Source organism: Curvibacter cyanobacteriorum, from assembly GCF_028649475.1.
Lineage (GTDB): Bacteria > Pseudomonadota > Gammaproteobacteria > Burkholderiales > Burkholderiaceae_C > Curvibacter > Curvibacter cyanobacteriorum.
Map to the genome: position 1 here is coordinate 535,625 of NZ_JAQSIP010000003.1, position 18,230 is coordinate 553,854.

An 18,230-nucleotide genomic window follows, 5' to 3' on the forward strand; every position below is an offset into this window, starting at 1 on the left:
TCCTGCTCAGCCCCGGGCCGGGAACAGGCCCGCGGGTTTGAAGGCCAGCACGCCCGCCATCAAGGCATAGGTCGCGAGGCCCGCGATCGCCGGCGCCAGGTCCGACACCAGGGCGGGCGACAGGAAGCTGCGCAGCAGCAGCGGCAAGAAGGCGCGTCCGATGGTGTCGACCATGCCCACCACCAGGGCGGCCACGAAGGCGCCGCGCACCGAACCGATACCGCCGATCACCAGCACCACCAGCGAGGGGATCAGGATCTCCTCGCCCATGCCGATCTGCACGGCCGTCAGCGGGCCCATCAGCGCCCCGGCCAGGGCCGCCAGGGCGGCCCCCAGCAGGAACACCATCGAGAACACCTGCCCGACGCGCACGCCCATGAACTCGGCCATGCGCCGGTTCGAGGCGCCGGCGCGCACCAGCATGCCCACCCGGGTGTGGTTGACCAGCCCGTACAGGCCCAAGGCCACCAGCACGCCCGTCGCGAGGATCAGCAGCCGGTAGCTCGGGTACATCAGGCCCGGCAGCAACTCGACCGGCCCCGACAGCGCGGCCGGGGCCGAGGCCATGATGGGCGCCGCGCCCCAGATCAGCTTGACCGCATCGTCGGCCACCAGGATGACCCCAAACGTGGCCAGCACCTGGGCCAGGTGGTCGCGCCCGTACAGGCGGCGCACCAGGAACACCTCCAGCAACAGGGCCGCCACCAGCACCACCGCCAGGGCCGCCAGCACGCCCATGACGAAGGAGCCCGTGCGGGAATGCACATGGGCTGCGACGTAGGCGCCGGCCATGAACAGCGAACCATGGGCCAGGTTCATGACGTCCATGATGCCGAACACCAGGGTCAGTCCGGCGGCCAGCAGGAACAGCATGAAGCCGTAGCCCAGCCCGTTGAGCACCTGCTCAATGAAAAGAATCGTGGTCATGTTGCGCGCCTTGTGCCCAGGGGCTTACTTCATCTTGCACTGCTCGTGGTAGGCGTCGCGGTGGCCTTTGAGCGCGGTGGTCAGGGTCTTGTTGGTGATCTGACCTTGGGCGTTCTTGCCGATCACGCGCAGGTAGTAGTCCTGCACCGGGAAGTTGTTGTTGTCGAACTTGAACGGGCCCCGCACCGACGCGAAGTTGGCGGCCTTCAGCGCCTTGAGCACCGCGGGCTTGTCTTCGACCTTGCCCTTCACATCGCGCACGGCGGCGTCGATCGCCAGGACGGCGTCGTAGGCCTGCGCGGCATAGAAGGTGGGGTAGCGGTTGTAGGCCTTGCGGAACTCGCTGACGAACTTCTGGTTCGCGGCCACCGGCAGGTCATGCGACCACTGCGAGGTGCTGAACAGGCCCAGCATCGGCTCGCCCACCGCGGCAATCGTATCCTCGTCGGCCGAGGCCGGGCTGGTCACCAGCACGGTGTCCTTGGACAGGCCGGAGGCGACGAACTGCTTGATGAAGTTGATGCCCATCGCACCCGGCAGGAAGAAGTACACCGCCGCCGGCTTGGCCGCGCGCATCTCGGCCAGTTCGGCCGCGTAGTCGAGCTGGCCCACCTTGCTGTAGACCTCGGCCACCACCTCGCCCTTGTAGCGCCGCTTGAAGCCCGTCAGGTGGTCCCGCCCGGCGGGGTAGTTGGGGGCGATGATGAAAGCGTTCTTGTAGCCCTTGTCGGTGGCGTACTGGCCGGCGGCCTCGTCCCAGGTGTCGTTCTGGTAGCTCAGGCCAAAGAAGTAGGGGTTGCACTGCGCACCGGCGTACTGGCTCGGGCCCGGGTTGCTGGTGATGAAGGGCACCTTGGCCGCGAACAAGGCCGGGCCCACCGCCAGGGCCACGTTGGACGGCGTGGGGCCGGTGAAGAAGTGGATCTTGCTTTGCTGGATCAGTCGGTCCACCACCTGCTTGGCCTGGTCCGGGCTGCCGGCGGTGTCCATTTGGATGAACTCTGCGGGCACGCCGCCGAGCTGGTTGCCCAGCAGCTTGGCCGCCAGGTTGATCGCATCGCGCGCTTCGGCGCCACCGGTGGCAAACGGCCCCGAGATGTCGAGCGCCACGCCGACCTTGATCGTGTCCGCGGCCTGGGCGGCCAGCCAGGGGCTGCAGGCCAGGGCGGTGGCAAGGGCCAGGCGGCTCAGGGGCTGGCGGCTCAGGGTTTGGCTGGGGGAAGCAAGTCGAGAAGGCATGGGAACTCTCCTGGGGGGCGAAGGGACATCGGATGGAACAGAAACTGGCGGGGCCGGGCTCAGGCCGCGGTCGTAGGCGTGGGCGTGGCGGCTGGCGCCACCGCCACTTCAACCCGGCCGGCCACGACGCGCACCGGGAAGGCGCGCACCGCTTCGGTCACCGGTGCCTTGCAGGGGGCGCCGGTGCGCAGGTCAAACGTGCCCTGGTGCAGCGGGCATTCGACGCAGCCGTCTTCGACCCAGCCGTCGGACAGCTTGGCCGCGCCGTGGGTGCACAGGTCGTACAGCGCGAACAGCTCTTCGCCCTGGCGGAACACCGCGATCGGCAGGCCGTCGGCCACCACGGGCCAGGCGGCGCCGTCGGGAAAATCATCGGGCTCGCCAATGTCGTGCCAGGTGGTTGATGGGGTGGGTTGGGTGCTCATGGGGGCTCCTCAGATCGGCGTGGCCAGCAGGGTTTGCACGCGCAGGGTGTCGTACACCACGCGTTTGTGGCGGTAACGCCATTCGCCCTCGACGCGCACCACCTCGTCGAGGTAGGTGCCCGCCTGGTAGACGTTCGATTCACCGGCCTGCCCGGTGATGACCACGACATAGCTCGAGGTGGTGGTGACCACGTCACCGCCCTGGCCGGTGATGACCAGGCCCGAAGTCATGTGGCGGTAGGTGTGGCCCTCGTAAATGTTGGCGTGGCGCAGCGACAGCACGCGGTCGCGCAGCATCTTGCGGTTGCGGCAATAGACCACGGGGGCGGGCAGGCCCGCGTCCACGTTCTCCTTCGGGATGATTTCGTAGCGGCAGTCTTCGGTGAAGAACTCGGTCCAGGCCTCGAGCTGGAGGCTGTCCAGGGTGCTGACGTAGCGCGCTTGCAGCTCGCTCAGTTCCAGCCAGAGTTGCAGTTTGGTGTTCATGTGCTCAGTACCCCATCAGTTTCTGGTAGCCCATCCAGAAGCGGCGGATGAGGTTTTCGGTGATCAGTGTTTCTTGTTGCTCCGGGGCGTCGCGCGCCATGTCCAGCACCGACAGCGCATCGGCGTCGCGCACCGTGCCGCGCTGCACCAGTTCGGTGGCTTCGGTGTCCTCCATCGAGATGTAGCCCGCAGGCCCCACCAGGTTGGCCTGCAACAGGCGCAGTTCGCGCAGCTCGGGGCTGTCGTCGGCGTAGCCAAAGAAATGGAACACCAGCTCGAAGTTGTTCGGTCCCTTGGGCAGCAACTGGCGTGCCACCAGGGTGTTGTGGATCTGTTGCACCACCAGCTGCGGAAAAATCGGCTGGATGTGGTTGGTGGTGAGCTCGTCGAACTCCTTGATCTGGCCCAGCAGTTCGGGGTCTTCGAGCGCGAAGCCGTCGTTCATCGAGCGGATGTTCTGCGCGTTGTAGGCCGCGGCGGTGTCGCCGGCTTCCTCCAGCTTGGTGGCGGTGATGATGCTGTGCAGGCCGTGCGTGGCGTCCGGGATCGAGCGCGCCTTCATGCCCACGCGGAAGATGTTGAAGGTGGTGTGGAACAGGTGCAGCAGGCTCGCGTGGTACGGGTCCTTGACGTTCTCGAGGTACAGCTTCCAGTTGCTCTTGGCGTACTGGCGCGTGCAGCCCAGGTACTCGATCGGCTTGTGGAACAGGCGGTCGATCCAGGGCCGCATTTCGGCGCCCAGGTAGTCGGGCAGCGGCGGGGTGTCGTCACTGAAGGTGGCGAACATCAGGCCCTTGTAGCTGTCCACACGCAGCTTGTGCAGGCCGTGGCCCTCGGGGCTGAAGTCCTTGGGCATGCCGGCCTGGCCTTTTTGCCCGCGGCGGAAAGGCACGCCCTGCAGGTTGCCTTCGCAGGAGTAGCTCCACTGGTGGTAGACGCAGGTGTGCGAGGCGGCGTTGCCGCGCTTTTCGCGGCACACCACGGCGCCCCGGTGGGCGCAGCGGTTGACCCAGCAGGCCAGGCCGGTGGCTGTGCGCGTGACCACCACCGGGGTGTCGCCCACAAAGGTGCTCTTGAAGTCATTGACCTTCGGGATCTCGGCTTCCAGGCCCAGAAAGCTCCAGACCGGGCCACGGTAGATGCGCTCCTGCTCACGCTCGTAGACCTCTTGCGAACTGAACACGCGGTAGGGCACACGCGAGCCGTCGGGCTGGGGAAAATGCACGGCGCGACCCAGCGGCGGTGGGGCACTGATGACTTGTTCTGACATGGGGGGCTCCTGTAGAAATCGCTGGAACCCAGTCTAGAAATTCAAGGCTTGGGCAGCTATCCACTACCGGCAAAGTGGGCGGCGGGCTTGTCCGGTTCAGGCAAGCCTGGCCGGAACTGGACAACGCGCCGGCGGCCGGGCTCCGCTCTGGCCAGAACTGGATAAGCGCAGTGGCCGCGCGCGCCGCAGCGCAGCCGCCCGCCCGGGCGAGCCGGGGGGCATGAGGGCGCATGAGGGGCATGAGGGGGCTGTGGCGCGCGCGTTGGCTGGGGCGGTTCTGCACGGCGGAGGTGGCTCTGCGCGGCTGTGGCGGTGGTGGCGCCGGGCGCGATGCGGGCGCAGGTGTGGGCGTGGGCGTGGGCGTAATCGTGGGCGCAGTCGTGGGCGCGCGGGCCGCCCCTCAATGCCGGTGCGGACGGGTCTCGCTGGGCAGCTCGCCAAACCGTTCGCGGTAATAGGCCGAGAAGCGCCCCAGGTGGCCAAAGCCGTACTCGAGCGCACAGGTGGTCACGCTGGCCTGGGGATCGCTTTGCAGGTGGGCACGCACCGCATCGAGGCGCATCGCGCGCAGCAGGTCCATCGGGGTGCTGCCTCGGTGCCGCTGGCACAGCAGCGTGAGGGTGCGCACGCTCACGCCCGCGGCCTGGGCCAGGTCGACCAGCGCGATCGGGGCCGCCAGGCGACGCCGCATGTAGGCCTCCATGGCCTCGAGCCGCGCGCCGGCCGAGGCCCCGCTGAGCGTGATCGCCTGGCGAGCCGCAGGGGGGGCCGGCGGCGCCAGGGGGGCGCTGTCCGGCCCCGAATGGGTGCGCAGAAACAGCGCCACGGTGCGCTCGAAATGGTCGACCCAGGCACCGTGCGCCGGGCTGCCGTGGGGCAGGGCGGTGGTGTGCACCAGCGACTGCACCAGCGAACGCCACGGGCCCTCGTGCGGCGTGGACAGCAGCGCTGCCGAGGGCAGGTCCAGCGCCTCGGGCGAGGCGGGGTCGCCCGCGTGCAGCAGGCTGTGCGGCACCTTGAGGATGAACTGCTCCGAGCCGCGCTCCCACCACATGCGGATGCTCCGGCGCGGCGCGATCAGCGCGGTGCGGCCCTGCGGGACCGAGATGCGCACACCGTCGGCCTCGATTTCGGTGCCACCGCGCAGCGACAGGTGCACCAGCGCAAAGTCCTGAAACGGCCGTGGCCGCACCTCGACTTCGGCGCCGTAGCGCAGCGCGAACATCGCCATGCGCCGCGTGCCGGCTTTGTACATCGCGGTGTCCACGGCCCCCTGGCGCCAGTGCAGGTCGTGGTCCGACAGCTCGCGCGCCACCTGGTCGTGCGACTCCACCTGTGCGTCCGAACGGAAGAGGCAGTGCTGGTAGAGGGGGCTGAGATCGAGGGATCCAGCCGGGGGCAGGGGGGCAGGCATGGTTCGCATCGTGGGCAAAGGTCGCGGCAGGCGGGCTGCAGCGACGGGGGTTGATGTGCATCAAACCGCAAGATGCATGCCACTGCTAAGGCGTGGCGCGGAGCGCGGTGGGCCCCGTGGGCCCGTTTGCTGGGCCCCGCCCCGCAAGGCGGCGGGGGCGGGGCCTGGCGGACGCTGCCGTCGGGGGCCCCCTGCCCGCCGTGCCCCCGGCCTGGGTGCACACCTTCAGGGCCCTGCCATGGGGCCTGGGCGCTGGGATGGTGCATCGGTGGCCTGTGGAGCGCCGCGCGGCCCGCGCAAGCCGGCGACCGGCTGCGCCTGCCAGCCGTGGCGGGCCACCCGTTGTCGGTGCCCCTGGGCGTGTCGCTGACCTTCAACGCCTTCCTGCTGGCCTGAGCGGCCCCAGCAGGCACTTGGCGACCCGGCGCGGCCCGGCGTTACCGCGCCGCGCGGTGCTCATTCGCTCAGCACCCGGGCGCGGCTCACGAGTTCTTCCAACAGGGCGTCGAGCGCGCGTGGCCGCATGGCGTAGGGGTCGAACTGGGCGGACGGTGAATACGCCATCAGCAGCGCTAAGTTGTCCGCCGTGGCGGGCACCAGGCCCATGTGCCAGCCACCAAACAGGCGCCGGTCGATCTCGGCAAAGTTGAGCAGCGCGGGTTGCTGGTGGCGTGGGTCGAGCAGGATGCGGTGGTACAGGGTGTTGACTGGCAACAGGCCCCCTTCCAGGCACTGGAGGAAGATGCCGTCCACCAGCAACAGCGTGCCGGTGATGCCCAGGCGCGCGTTGTTGCGCTTGGAGGCGCGGACGATGTCCTTCACATCGGCCGGGCCCAGGGAGTCTTTGACGCGGCTGGCATAGGTCAGGCGAATGAGCATGGGGTGCCTTCTTTCAGTGCGGGGGGGCCCAGTCTAAGGAAGGGCCCTCAACCCGTGCTCGCGCGGGGCCATGCGGCCCGGGCGGTGCGCGGCCCGCACTGCCGCCTCAGCCCTGCGGCGCTTGGGCCCAGCCGGCCGAGTGGGCCAGCAGGTGGGCCTGAAAAACGCGCGCAATCGGCGTCCACTGCTTGCCCTTTTGCCGCACCAGGTGCCAGCTGGAGGCCAGCGGAAACCCCTCGACATCGAGCACCGCCACCCCGTGCGCCGCCGGCCCGCCCGCCAGGGCATGGCGCGACAGCACCGACAGGCCCAGGTCACCCGCCACCGCCTCTTTGACCGCCTCGTTGCTGCCCAGCTCCAGGCGCAGCTGCGGTTGGAAGCGGTGCCGCTTGAAATGCGCGTCCACCGCCATGCGGGTGCCCGAGCCGCGCTCGCGCAGGATGAAGCGCTGGGCGCTCAGGTCGGACAGCGCCAGTGCGCTGCGCCGGGCCAGCGGGTGGTGCTGGGCCGCGATCACCACCAGCGGGTTGGGCAGGAAGACCTGGTCTTCCAGGTCCATGTCGGCGGGGGGCATGGACATGATGTAGAGGTCGTCGCGGTTGTCGCGCAGGCGCTGCACCACGCCATCGCGGTTCAGCACCTCGAGGGCGATGTCGATCTCGGGGTACTGGGCGCAGAAGCCACCCAGCAGGCGCGGCACAAAGTACTTGGCCGTGCTGACCACGGCCACCCGCAGCTGGCCCCGGGTGAGGCCCTGGGTGGCGTCGATGCGCTGCTCGAACGCGGCCCACTCGTCCCGGATGGCGCGCGCGGTACGGGCCAGGTCGTGCCCGGCGTCGGTCAGGTGCACGCGCTTGGCGATCACCTCGTACAAGGGCACCCCGACCGCATCGGACACCTCCTTGAGCTGCATCGACGCCGTGGGCTGGGTCACATGGCAGGCCTGGGCGGCCCGGCTGACGCTGCCGGTGTCGGCCAGCGCGAGGAAGAGCTTCAACTGCCGAAAGGTGATGTTCATAGATTTATCTCTATGGATCAATGTCTGAGAATCGATTTTACCTAATGACCCCGACGGCCTAGCATCGCGCCCCAAGAAGGAGGTTTGTATGCAGAACCTGTTGGATCCTGCGATCTTGTTTTTTGTCCTGGGCTTGTCGGCGGGCGCTTTGCGCTCCAACCTCGAGATCCCGCCCGCCATCGCCAAGTTCTTGTCGCTGTACCTGCTGATGGCCCTGGGCCTCAAGGGGGGGCTGGCGCTGGCGCACTCAGACGTCAGCGGCACCGTGGTGCTGGGCCTGGTGGCCGCGTTGACCATGGCTTTCCTGGTGCCGGTGCTGGGCTACCAGTTGCTCAAGCGCCGCGTGTCGCCGTTTGACGCGGCCGCCATCGCGGCCTCGTACGGGTCGGTCAGTGCCGTCACTTTTGTCACGGCCTCGCAGTACCTGGACAGCCATGGCATGAGCCCCGGCGGCCACATGGCGGTGGCGCTGGTCATCATGGAGTCGCCCGCGGTGCTGATGGCGGTGTTGCTGGCCAACCGCCTGCGCCAGACCGCCCCGTCGGCGGTGAGTGTGTCGTCGGCTGGCGGGGGCGCCGCGGTGGCGACGCTCGGGGGCGGCGGCGGCCATGCGGGCCCGTCGCTGGGGCACTTGCTGCGCGAGTCGTTCACGGACGGGGCTCAGCTGATGCTGCTGGGCGCGATGGCGATCGGTTACCTCAGTGGTGACCGGGGGCACGAGGTGATGGCCCCGTTTGCGAGCGACCTGTTCAAGGGCATGCTGGCGTTCTTCCTGCTCGACATGGGATTGATGGTGGGCAAGAACCTGGGCACGGTGCGCGGGCAGTCGCCGGTGTTGCTGGCCTATGGCTGCCTGGCCCCCGTGCTGCACGCGTCACTGGCGCTGGCCCTGTCGGCCCTGCTGGGGCTGCCGGCGGGGGATGCGGCCCTGTTGATGGTGCTGTCGGCGAGTGCGTCCTACATCGTCGTGCCCGCGGTGTTGCGCTACGCCATCCCCGAGGCCAACCCCTCGCTGTACTTTGGCTTGTCCTTGGGCGTGACCTTCCCGCTCAACCTGATTGTGGGCATCCCGGTGTACGCCTGGGTCGCGCAGGCGGCGCTGGGCTGAGGCCTGCCTGGCGGGCGCCGGGCGCCCGCTGCGGCCGGCCGGGCCCGTCGCCCGGTGCCCCGCGGGAGCCGTGGCCCGCTGCCCGGGCGCTCAGGCCACGGGTGCCACCACCACCTCAGCCACCACCTCAGTAACGCGCGCGGTTGGGCATTTGCCGAAATTCGTCCCAAACCGCTTTGGCTTCGGCTTGCAATATCTGTTGCGGCGCCAATTGGCGTTCGGGATAAGGTTTGGTGAGGTCGATGCCGATATTCAGGTCGTCAAACAGATCGGCGTAATCTTTCCAGCCCGCGGCGTAGAAAATCTTATCGAGCCGCGCCCAATAAGCGGTGGCATAGCACATGGGGCAGCATTCGCAACTGGTGTACATCACGGCGCCACTGAGGTCGACCGAATTGATGGTGCGGCAAGCCTGTCGAATGGCGTTCACTTCAGCGTGAGCCGATGGGTCTTTGTCTTTGAGCACGCTGTTGCCGGTGGCCGCGATGATTTTGCCGTTCAGCACAATCACGGCCCCAAAAGGGCCGCCGGTCTTGTCCAGCACGCCGGCCTGGCGCATCAAGCGGATGGCGTTGCGCATGTACTCGGCGTCCTGGGGGCTGACCTCCGAGCGCGGCCCTCGGTGCCCGCCGGGCTGCGTCCCGGGGGTGGCCCCGGGCTGGGCAGCGTGGGCGGCCATGGGGCTCAACCAGGTGCCGCTGGCCCACGCCAAACCCGCGGCGGAGAGAAAGTGGCGACGTGGGATGACCGAGAAAACGGCGGTTTCGCCAGCGGTGTCGGTCGGTTCAGGGGCAGAGTCCATCTTCCAATCCTCCTTCAGCGGGGTTCGATGCCGGGGTGAATCACGAACCGTTTTGGATACTATCAGTTACAACCTGTTTTGAGTGCTTTTCTGTCGCGGCGAGTGGCCAGCGATTTTTTCGATCTGATTCAGACCGATGGCTGGGGGATTTTGTGGCGTTCGGACTTGAGGCCATCCCCCCGGCTGAAAAGGGCTCCCACGCATTTGAAACGTTGACCCCAGGGCTGGCCCCGCGGTGATTTTCTGCTGACGCGACAAGCAGGCTGGCAGCGACCCTCACTCTGACCGTAAACTGTTCGCATGACGCCCAGATTCACCCAAGCCATCACCCTGGCCTCGCGGGCCCATGAGGGGCAGCTGCGCAAAGGCACGTCGATTCCGTACATCACGCACCCGGTGGTGGTGGCGGGCTTGGTCGCGCAATACGGCGGCGACGAAGACCAGCAGATCGCCGCGCTGCTGCACGACGTGCTGGAGGACGGCGGCCCCCAGTACGCCGAGCCCATCGAGGCGCAGTTTGGCCCGCGCGTGCTGGCCCTGGTGCAGGCTTGCACCGACGGCGTGCCCGACGCCCAGGGCCAGAAGTTGCCCTGGACCGAACGCAAGCGCGCTTACCTGGCCCACCTGAAGACCGCCTCCGATGACGCCCTGTTGGTCTCGGGCTGCGACAAGCTCAGCAACGCGCGCGCCATCCTGGACGACTTGGTCACCATCGGCCCCGCGGTGTTTGACCGTTTCACGGCCAAGCTCGAAGGCGCGGTCTGGTACTACGAGGCGTTGTCGCGCCTGTTCACCGAGCGCAAGGCCCCGATGGCCAACGCCCTGGCGGACACGCTGCAGAAAATTCGCCGCCTGGTGCCGCCGACCTGAGCTGGCGGGGCGCCGTGCCCCGGTGCGGTGGCCCCCCAGCGGGCGGACGGCGCCGCCTTGGGCGCCGCCAGAGCCCCTGCGGCCACCCCGGGCGTTGTCCCGTGACACGAGGCTGTCACGGCGGGGCGAGATGCTGGAAGTTTGTCATTACAACTTCCGGTGTCCATGGTGTTCTCTCTGTCGCGGCCGCGTGCCGCCGTCTTGTTTTTGGCTTGTTGGGCGGGCTTGGCCCAAGCGGATTTGCTGATCACCGAGGTGATGTCCAGCAGTGCGGCCACCGCCACGGCCGATTGGTTTGAACTGACCAACACGGGCAGCACCCCGGTCAGCCTCAGTGGCCTGAAGATGGACGACAGCAGCGCCAGCTTCGCCAACGCGGTGGCCATGACCGGTCTGGACACCATCGGCCCGGGCGAGTCGGTGGTGTTTGTGGAAGGGTCCGCTGCGGCCATCACGGCCTTTCGCAGCAAGTGGGGCGGTGCTTTTCCGCGGCTGCGGGTGGGCAGTTACACGGGCAGCGGGGTGGGCCTGGGCGCGGGCGGCGACAGCGTGCTGGTGTTTGACGGCGGTGGGGTCGAGCTGTCGCGGCAGAATTTCTCGACCGCCACCACCGGCGTCTCGTTCCAGTGGTCGAGCAACAACTCGGCGCCGACCTTGTCCGCGGCCTCCGACAGCTTTGGCAGCGTCGCGTCGAATGGCGATGTCGGCTCGCCGGGGCGCCGCTCGACCGCGGCCGCACCGGCTGCACCCGTGAGCCAAGCCGCCAGCGGCGTCACCGGCACCGGGTTCACGGCGTCGTGGCAAGCGGTCGGCGGGGCCACCACCTATGTGCTCGAGGTGTCCAGCGACAGCTTCAGCAACTTGCTGCGCGCCGACGGCAGCGCTGGCGGTGGCGGCATTGTGGTGGCTGCCCCCACCGTGAGCCAGGCCGTCAGCGGCCTGACGGGCGACCTGTGTGTGCGCTACCGCGTGCTGGCCATCCACGATGGGGGCGCCAGTGCCTATTCGGACGTGCAGGAGGTGGCGCTCAATGCCGGCACCTGCGCCACACCGCCGGTGTTCAGCGGCCTGAGTGACAACACGCCCCTGTCGGGCGTGGTGGGCGACAGCCGCGACCACTACGCCAACACGGGCTTGACCTTTTCGGTGTCGGACAACGTCACCGCGGCGGGGGCCTTGACCCTCAGCGCGACCAGCAGCAACAGCGCGGTGGTGGCCAACGGGGGGCTGACGCTGAGCAACAACCAAGGCACGGTGACCTTGAAGATCAGCCCGGTCGGGGTGGGCTATGCGGACATCACGGTCACGGTGCGCAACGCGGGCAACGCCAGCAGCAGCCGGGTGTTGAAGTACGCGGCCAGCAGCGCGGCCACGGCCCAGTCGGCCACGGTGTGGCCGGTGGGGCGCTCGGACCTGTCCACCGCGGTTCGACTGGACGACCACCATGTGCTCACCGCCGATGATGAGCCGGCCAATCAGATCCTGCTGTTTGACCGCCGCCGCTCCGGCCCGGCCGTGACGGTCTTTCCGCTGACCTCGATTGGCGGCACGATGGGCGTTGGCGCGGGCGCCAACTGCGAGGGGGTGACGGGGGCCTCGTGCGACGGCGAATCCGACCTCGAGGCGGCCTTTGCCCTGGGCACCCGGGTCTACTGGACCGGCTCGCACAGCAACAACAAGAACGGGCTGATCCGCCCCGACCGCTGGCGCTTCTTTGCCACCGACCTGAGTGGCAGTGGGGCCAGCACCAGCCTGAGCTTCGTGGGCTACTACAAGCACCTGCGCACCGACCTGCTGGCTTGGGACCAGGCCAATGGCCACCAGCTGGGGGCGGCGTACCTGGGTCTTGGCAACAGCGCCGCCGCCGGGTTGGCGCCCGAGTCGGCGCAGCTCGACGGCTTCAGCATCGAGGGCATGACCGTGTCGCCCGACAGTTCGGCCGCGTGGCTCGGCTTTCGGGCCCCGCTGGTCGCCGGGCCAGGGCAGGCCGCGGTGGCCGCGGGCAGCAGTGCCGGTCGCACCCACGCCTTGCTGATCCCGGTGACCAACTTTGCCAGCCTGTTGCAGTCCAACGGCGGCACGGCGGGCAGCGCCACCTTTGGGACGCCGATTCGCCTCAACCTCGGCGGGCGCGGCATCCGTGAGATCCGCCGCACCGTGGACAACCAGTACCTGATCCTCGCCGGTCCCTCCGACGGTGCCACCGGCGTGGCGCCCAAGGATTTCCGCCTCTACACCTGGGACGGCCGGGTGGGGGCGAATGGCGAGGCCATCAACCTGGCCTTGCGCAGCGCCGCCCTCACCACGCTGCTGGGCGGCATGGCGGCGTCCCCCGAAGGGTTGATCGAGCCCGCCACGGCGCTCAGCGACAACGTGTCGATCGGCATCCTCAGCGATGCGGGCGATGTGGTGTTCTACGGCGATGGCACGGCCGCCAAGGACCTGACCGAGGCCCACCGCAAGGCCCGTCTGGACACGGTCACCCTGGGCAGCACCGCGAGCTACGTGGACACCGACGGCGTGAGCGACAGCGTCGAAAGCCAGGTGCCCAATGCCAACGGCGCGGGCAGCAATGACGGCAATGGCGACGGCACGGCAGACAGCCTGCAGGCCCACGTCACGTCGCTGCCCACCGCCATCGGCGGTGGCTATGCCACGGTGGTCAGCGTGGCGGGGCGCCCGCTGAGCGCGGTGAGCGCCCAGGCCCTGCCGGGCGACGCCCCGGTGACCGCGGTCACCGCGCCGTACGGGGCGTTCTCGTTCTCGGCGTCGGGGATTCCGGTGGTGGCCGGGGGCAGCACCGAGACCTTTGAGTTGTTTGTGCCCTACCACGCCTCGATCAATGGCGCGCTCAAGAAGAACCGGCTGACCAACCAATGGGTCAATGTGGCGACCTCGGTGCAGCAGGTGGGCAACAAGACCCGCATCACCTTCGCCCTGACCGACGGTGGGCCTTTTGATGCCGATGGCCTGGTCAACGGTCAGATTCAAGATCCGGTGATCCCGGCGGTGCTGCCGCCCACGGTCTCGGTGCCCACTTTGTCGGAGTGGGGGCTGCTCCTGCTGTCGCTGTTGATGGGGGCCCTGACCTGGGGGGTCGCCCGGCGCTCGCCGGGTGGGGCGCGCCTGGCCTGAGGCCCCGGCGCCCGGCTCGGCTGGCGGGCGCGCGCCCGGGCGGGGCCCGGGGCGCGGCCGCCTCAGGCCGACGGGGTCGCCGGCAGCGCCAGTTCGGCCAGCCGGGTGATGCCCTCGAGGCTGCGGGCCCCGGCAATGAACAGGTTCAGGTGGCAGAACACGCTGTCGGCCACGCCGGTGACCGCCGCCAGCTCCTGCTCGCGCAGGCCCGACCAGGCGGCGGGCAGGTCCAGCCGGGACTGGAACGAGCCCACCTCGACCGGCACGGTCTTGAGCTGGTACTGGTTGCCGTCCGAGTCGGGGTAAATCACCAGCAGCACGTCGGGCATCTCGTCCAGCACCACGCGGGTCCAGGGCATGCCGCCCTGGTTCAGGTGCAAGACCCGGCCGCCCAGCAGGCGCGGCGATTGGCGCACGATGTCGGCCGAGCGGATCTGCGACACCTTCTTGCCAATCGCATGGTCCAGGAAGCGGCGCACGATGGCGATGGCCTCGCGGAAGCGGGTTTCCTGCAACTGGGCCTTGCTGGCCACGTCCAGCCCCTGTTCCTCCATCCAGTGCGTGTTGAGTTGGGCCACCAGCGCCGACAGGCCGAAGATGCCCGGCGCCACATCACCTTGGCCGGTGTCCACGATGTCGAGGTACTGCACCAGCGAATGGTCGATGCTGCTGACGATGTCGGCCACGGCCGCGTCGTCCAGCGCCTGGCCGTGTTGCTGTGCCCAGGCCGTGACGTAATCCGCGCCGTGGGCCGACCAGACCAGACCGGCGCTGGCGTAGCCGACACCGGCCTGCAGCGTGCCATCGGCCAGGGCGCGGGCCGGGCGGGCACCGTCAAAGCCGCGTTGGTGGTGGTCGAAACGGCCGCGCGCGGCGTCCCAGACACCGCCGACATCGACCGCGAAATCGGCGGCCTCGATCTTCTCGGGGTGGCGGGTGCGCAGCAGGCTGTGTTGGGGGTACACGCCCATCAGGACGCCGACGCCAAAAACGTCGTCGGCATGGAAACTGCCACTGTGGGTGGCGATGGTCTTGTTCTGAGTCATGCGCCAATGGTAGCGAAGCAGGCGATGACCCATTGGGGCGACGGGCTGTCCGCCCGGGCTCAGGCCAGGGGCCGCGGCGCTGCGTGCTGCTGTTCGTAGGCCGCGCGCCAGGCCGGAAAATCAGCCGCCGGCATGGGCCGGGCCATGAGGTAGCCCTGGGCCTGGTCGCAGCCCATCTGGCGCAGCCGGTCCCACTGGGCTTGGGTTTCCACCCCTTCGGCCACCACCTTGCGGCCCAGGTCGTGCACCAGGTCGATGGTCGAGCGCACGATGGCGGCCGACTCCTTGCGTTGGATCATGTCGCCGACAAAGGACTGGTCGATCTTGATGCAGTCGACCGGCATCTTCTGCAAATAAGCCAGTGACGAATACCCGGTGCCAAAGTCGTCGATGTAGAGCGCGATGCCGTCGTCGCGCAGGCTGTGCAGCACCCGCAAGGCCAGCTCGGCGTCCTCCATCAGGGTGCTTTCGGTCAGCTCCAGTTCCAGCAGGCCCGGGCCCACGCCACTGGCCTGGCGCAGGCTGCGCAGCGTGTCGAGCAGGCCCTCGTCGCGCAGGTTGCGGGCCGACAGGTTGACGGCGATGGGCAGCGCCTGGCCCTGGGCTTCCCAGGCGTGGTTGACGCTCAGCGTGTGCTGGATCATCCACTCCGTCAGGGGCTTGATCAGGCCGGTGTGCTCGGCCAGGTCGATGAATTGGCCTGGCCCGATCAGCCCGCGCTCGGCGTGTTGCCAGCGCACCAGCCCCTCGGCGCCGCAGACCCGGCCTGTCAGCATGTCGATCTTGGGTTGCAGGAACAGGCGCAGGTCGCCCCCCTCGATGGCGCGGCGCAATTCGCCGGCCTGGTTCAGCCGTTGGGCGCCTTCGGGGTTGCGCGCCGGGTCATAGACCTGGTGCTGCAGCCCCTTGGTCTTGGCGTGGTGGAGGGCCATGTCGACATGGCGCAGCAGGTCGTGCACCGTGTGGCCGTGGTCCGGGTGCAGGGCCACGCCGGTGCGGGCCGACACGTCCAGCTCGATGCCGCCAAGGGCAAAGGGCTGGCGCCAGGCCTGCTCCAGGTGCTGCACCATTTGCAGCGCGTCACGGGCCTGGCTGCCTGGCAGCAACAGCGCGAACTCGTCGCCGCGCAGGCGAGCCACCAGCGCGCTGGCGGGGGCCAGTTGGCGCAGGCGTTGCCCGAACTCCTGCAGCATCTGGTCGCCGCGGCCAAAGCCCAGGGCGTCGTTGATCTCACTGAGGCGCTCGATGTTGATCTGCAAGATCGCCAGGGGCGCGGCCTCCTCCTCCGGGCGCGACAGCAGCTGGGTCAGGCGCTCGGTGAACTGGGTCAGGTTGGGCAGACCCGTCAGGGCATCGTGCCGGGTCAGGTGCTGCATCGCCTCCTGGGTCTGCTGTTGCTGGCGCCGGGTGCGCAGGGTGGCGATGCCAAAGGCGAGGTCGTCGGCCGACTCGCCCAGCAGCAGAATCTCGCCGCGGTCAAAGGCATGGGTCTCGCTGGCAAAGATGGCCAGTGCGCCAATCACCTCGCCATCCACCCGCAGCGGGCAGGCCAGGCCCGAGGCGAAGCCGTGCAGGTGGGCACGCCAACGCTGGTAGCTGGGGTCGTTTGGCATGTCGGTCACCACATGGGCCTCGCCAGTGCGCACCGCCTTGGCGACCACGCCTTGTCCGTAGGGTCCGTCGGCCCAGGTCAGCCAGGGGCTCACGGCCTCGGCCAGCCCGGCGGGAAAGCCGCACTCGGCGCGCAGTTGCAGCGATTGCTGGGCGTCGTCCTGGCGGTACCAGACCGACGCCACCGGGTAGCCACCGGCCTCCACAATGGCCTGGCACATGCGCTGCAGCAACTGGGCTTCGTCGCGCGCCCGCAGCATGGTGCGGTTGCCGGCGCTCAGGGTGCGCAGCGCGCGGCTGACGTGCTCGAGTTCGCGCACCCGCTGCGCCAGTTCCTGGTTCAGCCGCTGGATGTGCTCTTCGGTCTTTTTGCGCTCGGTGATGTCCGAACCCAGCACGTAGTAGCCATCGACCCGCCCCGACGCATCGGTTTTGGGCACATAGCGCACCGCCTGCCAGACGCCGGGGAATGGCTGCCAGTCATAGCTTTGGGGCTGCCCTTGCAAGGCTTGCTCAATCATGGCGGCCACGCGGGGATAGCGCTCGGGCCCCAGGATCTCACTCACCGTGCGGCCGGTGATCTGGCGTTGCCCCGGGGCGAAGCGGTCGATGTAGGGCTGGTTGGTGTAGACAAAGCGCTGCTGGGCGTCGACGTAGGCAATCACGGCGGGCACCGCCCCGATGACGTTGCGCAGGTGCTCCTCGCTGAGGCTGAGCTGGGCCGTGCGCTCCTGCACATGCTGCTCGAGCAGGCGCTTCTGGGCCAGCGTCTGGCGCTGGGCCTGGCGGTCGGCGCTGACGTCGCGGAACACCAGCACCACGCCGCGCACCCTGCCTTGCTTGTCCCGGATCGGCGCGGCGCTGTCGGCGATCGGGCGGCCTTCGCCCTGGCGCGGGATCAGCACGATGGGGCCGGTCAGCTCCTGGGCCTGGCCGGTGGCCAGCACCAGGGCCAACGGGGTTTCGGCGGGGGCGCCGGTGTCCTCGTGGACGATCCGAAAGACGTCTTCCAACCGGCGGCCCAGCGCCTCGGCAGCGCTCCAGCCGGTCAGCTGCTCGGCCACCGGGTTGAGGCGCGTGATGCGGCCCTGGGGGTCGGTGGCCAGCACTGCGTCCCCGATCGAGCGCAGGGTGGTGGCCAGGTCTTCTTCGCTGTCGGCCAGGGCCCGCTGGCTGGCCTGGGTTTCGCGCAGCTGGCGGCGGATCAACCCAAAGCTGGTGTAGAGCAGCCCCAGCAGCAGGCCGGCCATCAGCAGTCCGGCGGCCAGCAAGCGCTGACGCGCCTGGTGCTGCACCTCGATGCGGGCCTGCAGCAGGCGCTGCTCCTCTTGCTCCATGGCCTGCAGGATGGCGAGGGCCTGGGCGCGCGTGGTGGCCAGCGGCGCTTGCGCGATGTAGGCGTTGGCCGCGGCGGGGCCCTGGGTCTTGCGCAGCTGCTCGGATTCGAGGGAGATGGCCAGGCGCTGCTCGACCACGGCGTTCAGGGCCTGCCAGCGCGACAGTTGGGCCGGGTTGTCGCTGAGCAGCCCGTGCAGGGCCTGCAGTTGCGCGGCGCGCCGGGCGATGGCGTCGTTGCGCTCGATGAGGTGCTGCGGTTCGCCCTGCAGCCGGAAGTTCTGGGTGCTGATTTCCACCTGCAGCGACTCGGCGCGCACGCCCCCCAGCCGCAGCAACACGTTCTGGGTTTGCTCCACCCAGCGGGTGGCTTCGGAGGCTTGCTCACCCAGCACCCAGGTGGCGCCCAACAGCAGCAGCACCACCGCCATGGCAGCCGCGAAGGCCGCGAGGACCTGCGTCTCAAAACCCGAGCGGTGGCGCATGAGGTGTCTCCAGAGGGTGGGCCATCGGTGACTGACGGCGTTGGTTTTGTCCACCGCGCAGCTTCTTTATACCGCTGATCTGGACGTGGGCCCCTTCGCCGCGTCAACCCGTGCCCACGATCCACCCCCCAACGTGGGGGGCCGTGCTCGGCATTAGTGCCGCTATTTGTGATGAAATGC

At 68.8% G+C, this 18,230-nt stretch carries 14 protein-coding genes; 3 read left to right on the forward strand and 11 right to left on the reverse strand.

Annotation, left to right across the window (positions count from 1 at the left end):
* Positions 1-6: 6 nt before the first annotated feature.
* The 8 genes from PSQ40_RS08975 to PSQ40_RS09010 form a co-directional block, all read right to left on the reverse strand.
* On the reverse strand, positions 7-927 hold the full coding sequence (locus tag PSQ40_RS08975; protein ID WP_273950822.1) for a branched-chain amino acid ABC transporter permease: 921 nt from the start codon (positions 925-927) through the stop codon (positions 7-9).
* 24 nt (positions 928-951) lie between these two features.
* Entirely contained in the window at positions 952-2,166 is a 1,215-nt protein-coding gene (locus tag PSQ40_RS08980) for an ABC transporter substrate-binding protein (RefSeq protein WP_273950829.1), read from the reverse strand.
* A 59-nt stretch (positions 2,167-2,225) separates the two neighbouring features.
* Positions 2,226-2,591 carry an anthranilate 1,2-dioxygenase ferredoxin subunit AndAb gene (gene andAb / locus PSQ40_RS08985; RefSeq protein WP_273950835.1) on the reverse strand — a complete coding sequence of 122 codons (366 nt, stop codon included), beginning with the start codon at positions 2,589-2,591 and terminating at the stop codon, positions 2,226-2,228.
* A 9-nt stretch (positions 2,592-2,600) separates the two neighbouring features.
* Entirely contained in the window at positions 2,601-3,077 is a 477-nt protein-coding gene (gene andAd / locus PSQ40_RS08990; RefSeq protein WP_273950841.1) for an anthranilate 1,2-dioxygenase small subunit AndAd, read from the reverse strand.
* Positions 3,078-3,081: 4 nt separating this feature from the next.
* Positions 3,082-4,347, reverse strand: a complete 1,266-nt coding sequence (gene andAc / locus PSQ40_RS08995) for an anthranilate 1,2-dioxygenase large subunit AndAc (protein WP_273950850.1) — start codon at positions 4,345-4,347, stop codon at positions 3,082-3,084.
* Positions 4,348-4,747: 400 nt separating this feature from the next.
* Positions 4,748-5,761: an AraC family transcriptional regulator gene (locus tag PSQ40_RS09000; protein WP_273950855.1), complete on the reverse strand. Its 1,014-nt coding sequence runs from the start codon at positions 5,759-5,761 to the stop codon at positions 4,748-4,750.
* Positions 5,762-6,217: 456 nt separating this feature from the next.
* Positions 6,218-6,640, reverse strand: coding sequence for a BLUF domain-containing protein (locus PSQ40_RS09005; protein WP_273950863.1), 423 nt, complete (start codon positions 6,638-6,640; stop codon positions 6,218-6,220).
* 106 nt (positions 6,641-6,746) lie between these two features.
* Complete coding sequence (locus PSQ40_RS09010) at positions 6,747-7,658, reverse strand: LysR family transcriptional regulator (protein ID WP_273950869.1); 912 nt, start codon at positions 7,656-7,658, stop codon at positions 6,747-6,749.
* A gap of 88 nt (positions 7,659-7,746) precedes the next feature.
* Between PSQ40_RS09010 and PSQ40_RS09015 the strand changes: the two genes are divergently transcribed.
* On the forward strand, positions 7,747-8,766 hold the full coding sequence (locus PSQ40_RS09015; protein ID WP_273950875.1) for a sodium-dependent bicarbonate transport family permease: 1,020 nt from the start codon (positions 7,747-7,749) through the stop codon (positions 8,764-8,766).
* Between the two features lie 127 nt (positions 8,767-8,893).
* Here the strand turns inward: PSQ40_RS09015 and PSQ40_RS09020 are convergent, their stop codons facing one another.
* On the reverse strand, positions 8,894-9,568 hold the full coding sequence (locus tag PSQ40_RS09020) for a nucleoside deaminase (RefSeq protein WP_337961823.1): 675 nt from the start codon (positions 9,566-9,568) through the stop codon (positions 8,894-8,896).
* Positions 9,569-9,868: 300 nt separating this feature from the next.
* On the opposite strand from PSQ40_RS09020, the gene PSQ40_RS09025 reads away from it, so the two are divergent.
* Both PSQ40_RS09025 and PSQ40_RS09030 read left to right on the forward strand, forming a co-directional pair.
* On the forward strand, positions 9,869-10,438 hold the full coding sequence (locus PSQ40_RS09025; RefSeq protein ID WP_273950882.1) for an HD domain-containing protein: 570 nt from the start codon (positions 9,869-9,871) through the stop codon (positions 10,436-10,438).
* Positions 10,439-10,603: 165 nt separating this feature from the next.
* Positions 10,604-13,573 (forward strand): lamin tail domain-containing protein, encoded by a 2,970-nt coding sequence (locus tag PSQ40_RS09030; protein WP_273950890.1) that lies wholly within the window; start codon positions 10,604-10,606, stop codon positions 13,571-13,573.
* A gap of 62 nt (positions 13,574-13,635) precedes the next feature.
* Here the strand turns inward: PSQ40_RS09030 and PSQ40_RS09035 are convergent, their stop codons facing one another.
* The gene (locus PSQ40_RS09035; protein WP_273950898.1) at positions 13,636-14,619 is read right to left on the reverse strand and encodes an MYG1 family protein; all 984 of its coding nucleotides are present in this window, start codon (positions 14,617-14,619) and stop codon (positions 13,636-13,638) included.
* Between the two features lie 59 nt (positions 14,620-14,678).
* Positions 14,679-18,050: an EAL domain-containing protein gene (locus PSQ40_RS09040; protein ID WP_273950903.1), complete on the reverse strand. Its 3,372-nt coding sequence runs from the start codon at positions 18,048-18,050 to the stop codon at positions 14,679-14,681.
* Positions 18,051-18,230: the final 180 nt, after the last annotated feature.

What these genes read in the sequence shown, in the direction of transcription:
- PSQ40_RS08975 (WP_273950822.1), bottom strand. Translation starts at nt 927, where the DNA reads ATGACCACGATTCTTTTCATTGAGCAGGTGCTCAACGGGCTGGGCTAC.
- PSQ40_RS08980 (WP_273950829.1), bottom strand. Translation starts at nt 2,166, where the DNA reads ATGCCTTCTCGACTTGCTTCCCCCAGCCAAACCCTGAGCCGCCAGCCC.
- andAb (WP_273950835.1), bottom strand. Translation starts at nt 2,591, where the DNA reads ATGAGCACCCAACCCACCCCATCAACCACCTGGCACGACATTGGCGAG.
- andAd (WP_273950841.1), bottom strand. Translation starts at nt 3,077, where the DNA reads ATGAACACCAAACTGCAACTCTGGCTGGAACTGAGCGAGCTGCAAGCG.
- andAc (WP_273950850.1), bottom strand. Translation starts at nt 4,347, where the DNA reads ATGTCAGAACAAGTCATCAGTGCCCCACCGCCGCTGGGTCGCGCCGTG.
- PSQ40_RS09000 (WP_273950855.1), bottom strand. Translation starts at nt 5,761, where the DNA reads ATGCCTGCCCCCCTGCCCCCGGCTGGATCCCTCGATCTCAGCCCCCTC.
- PSQ40_RS09005 (WP_273950863.1), bottom strand. Translation starts at nt 6,640, where the DNA reads ATGCTCATTCGCCTGACCTATGCCAGCCGCGTCAAAGACTCCCTGGGC.
- PSQ40_RS09010 (WP_273950869.1), bottom strand. Translation starts at nt 7,658, where the DNA reads ATGAACATCACCTTTCGGCAGTTGAAGCTCTTCCTCGCGCTGGCCGAC.
- PSQ40_RS09015 (WP_273950875.1), top strand. Translation starts at nt 7,747, where the DNA reads ATGCAGAACCTGTTGGATCCTGCGATCTTGTTTTTTGTCCTGGGCTTG.
- PSQ40_RS09020 (WP_337961823.1), bottom strand. Translation starts at nt 9,568, where the DNA reads ATGGACTCTGCCCCTGAACCGACCGACACCGCTGGCGAAACCGCCGTT.
- PSQ40_RS09025 (WP_273950882.1), top strand. Translation starts at nt 9,869, where the DNA reads ATGACGCCCAGATTCACCCAAGCCATCACCCTGGCCTCGCGGGCCCAT.
- PSQ40_RS09030 (WP_273950890.1), top strand. Translation starts at nt 10,604, where the DNA reads ATGGTGTTCTCTCTGTCGCGGCCGCGTGCCGCCGTCTTGTTTTTGGCT.
- PSQ40_RS09035 (WP_273950898.1), bottom strand. Translation starts at nt 14,619, where the DNA reads ATGACTCAGAACAAGACCATCGCCACCCACAGTGGCAGTTTCCATGCC.
- PSQ40_RS09040 (WP_273950903.1), bottom strand. Translation starts at nt 18,050, where the DNA reads ATGCGCCACCGCTCGGGTTTTGAGACGCAGGTCCTCGCGGCCTTCGCG.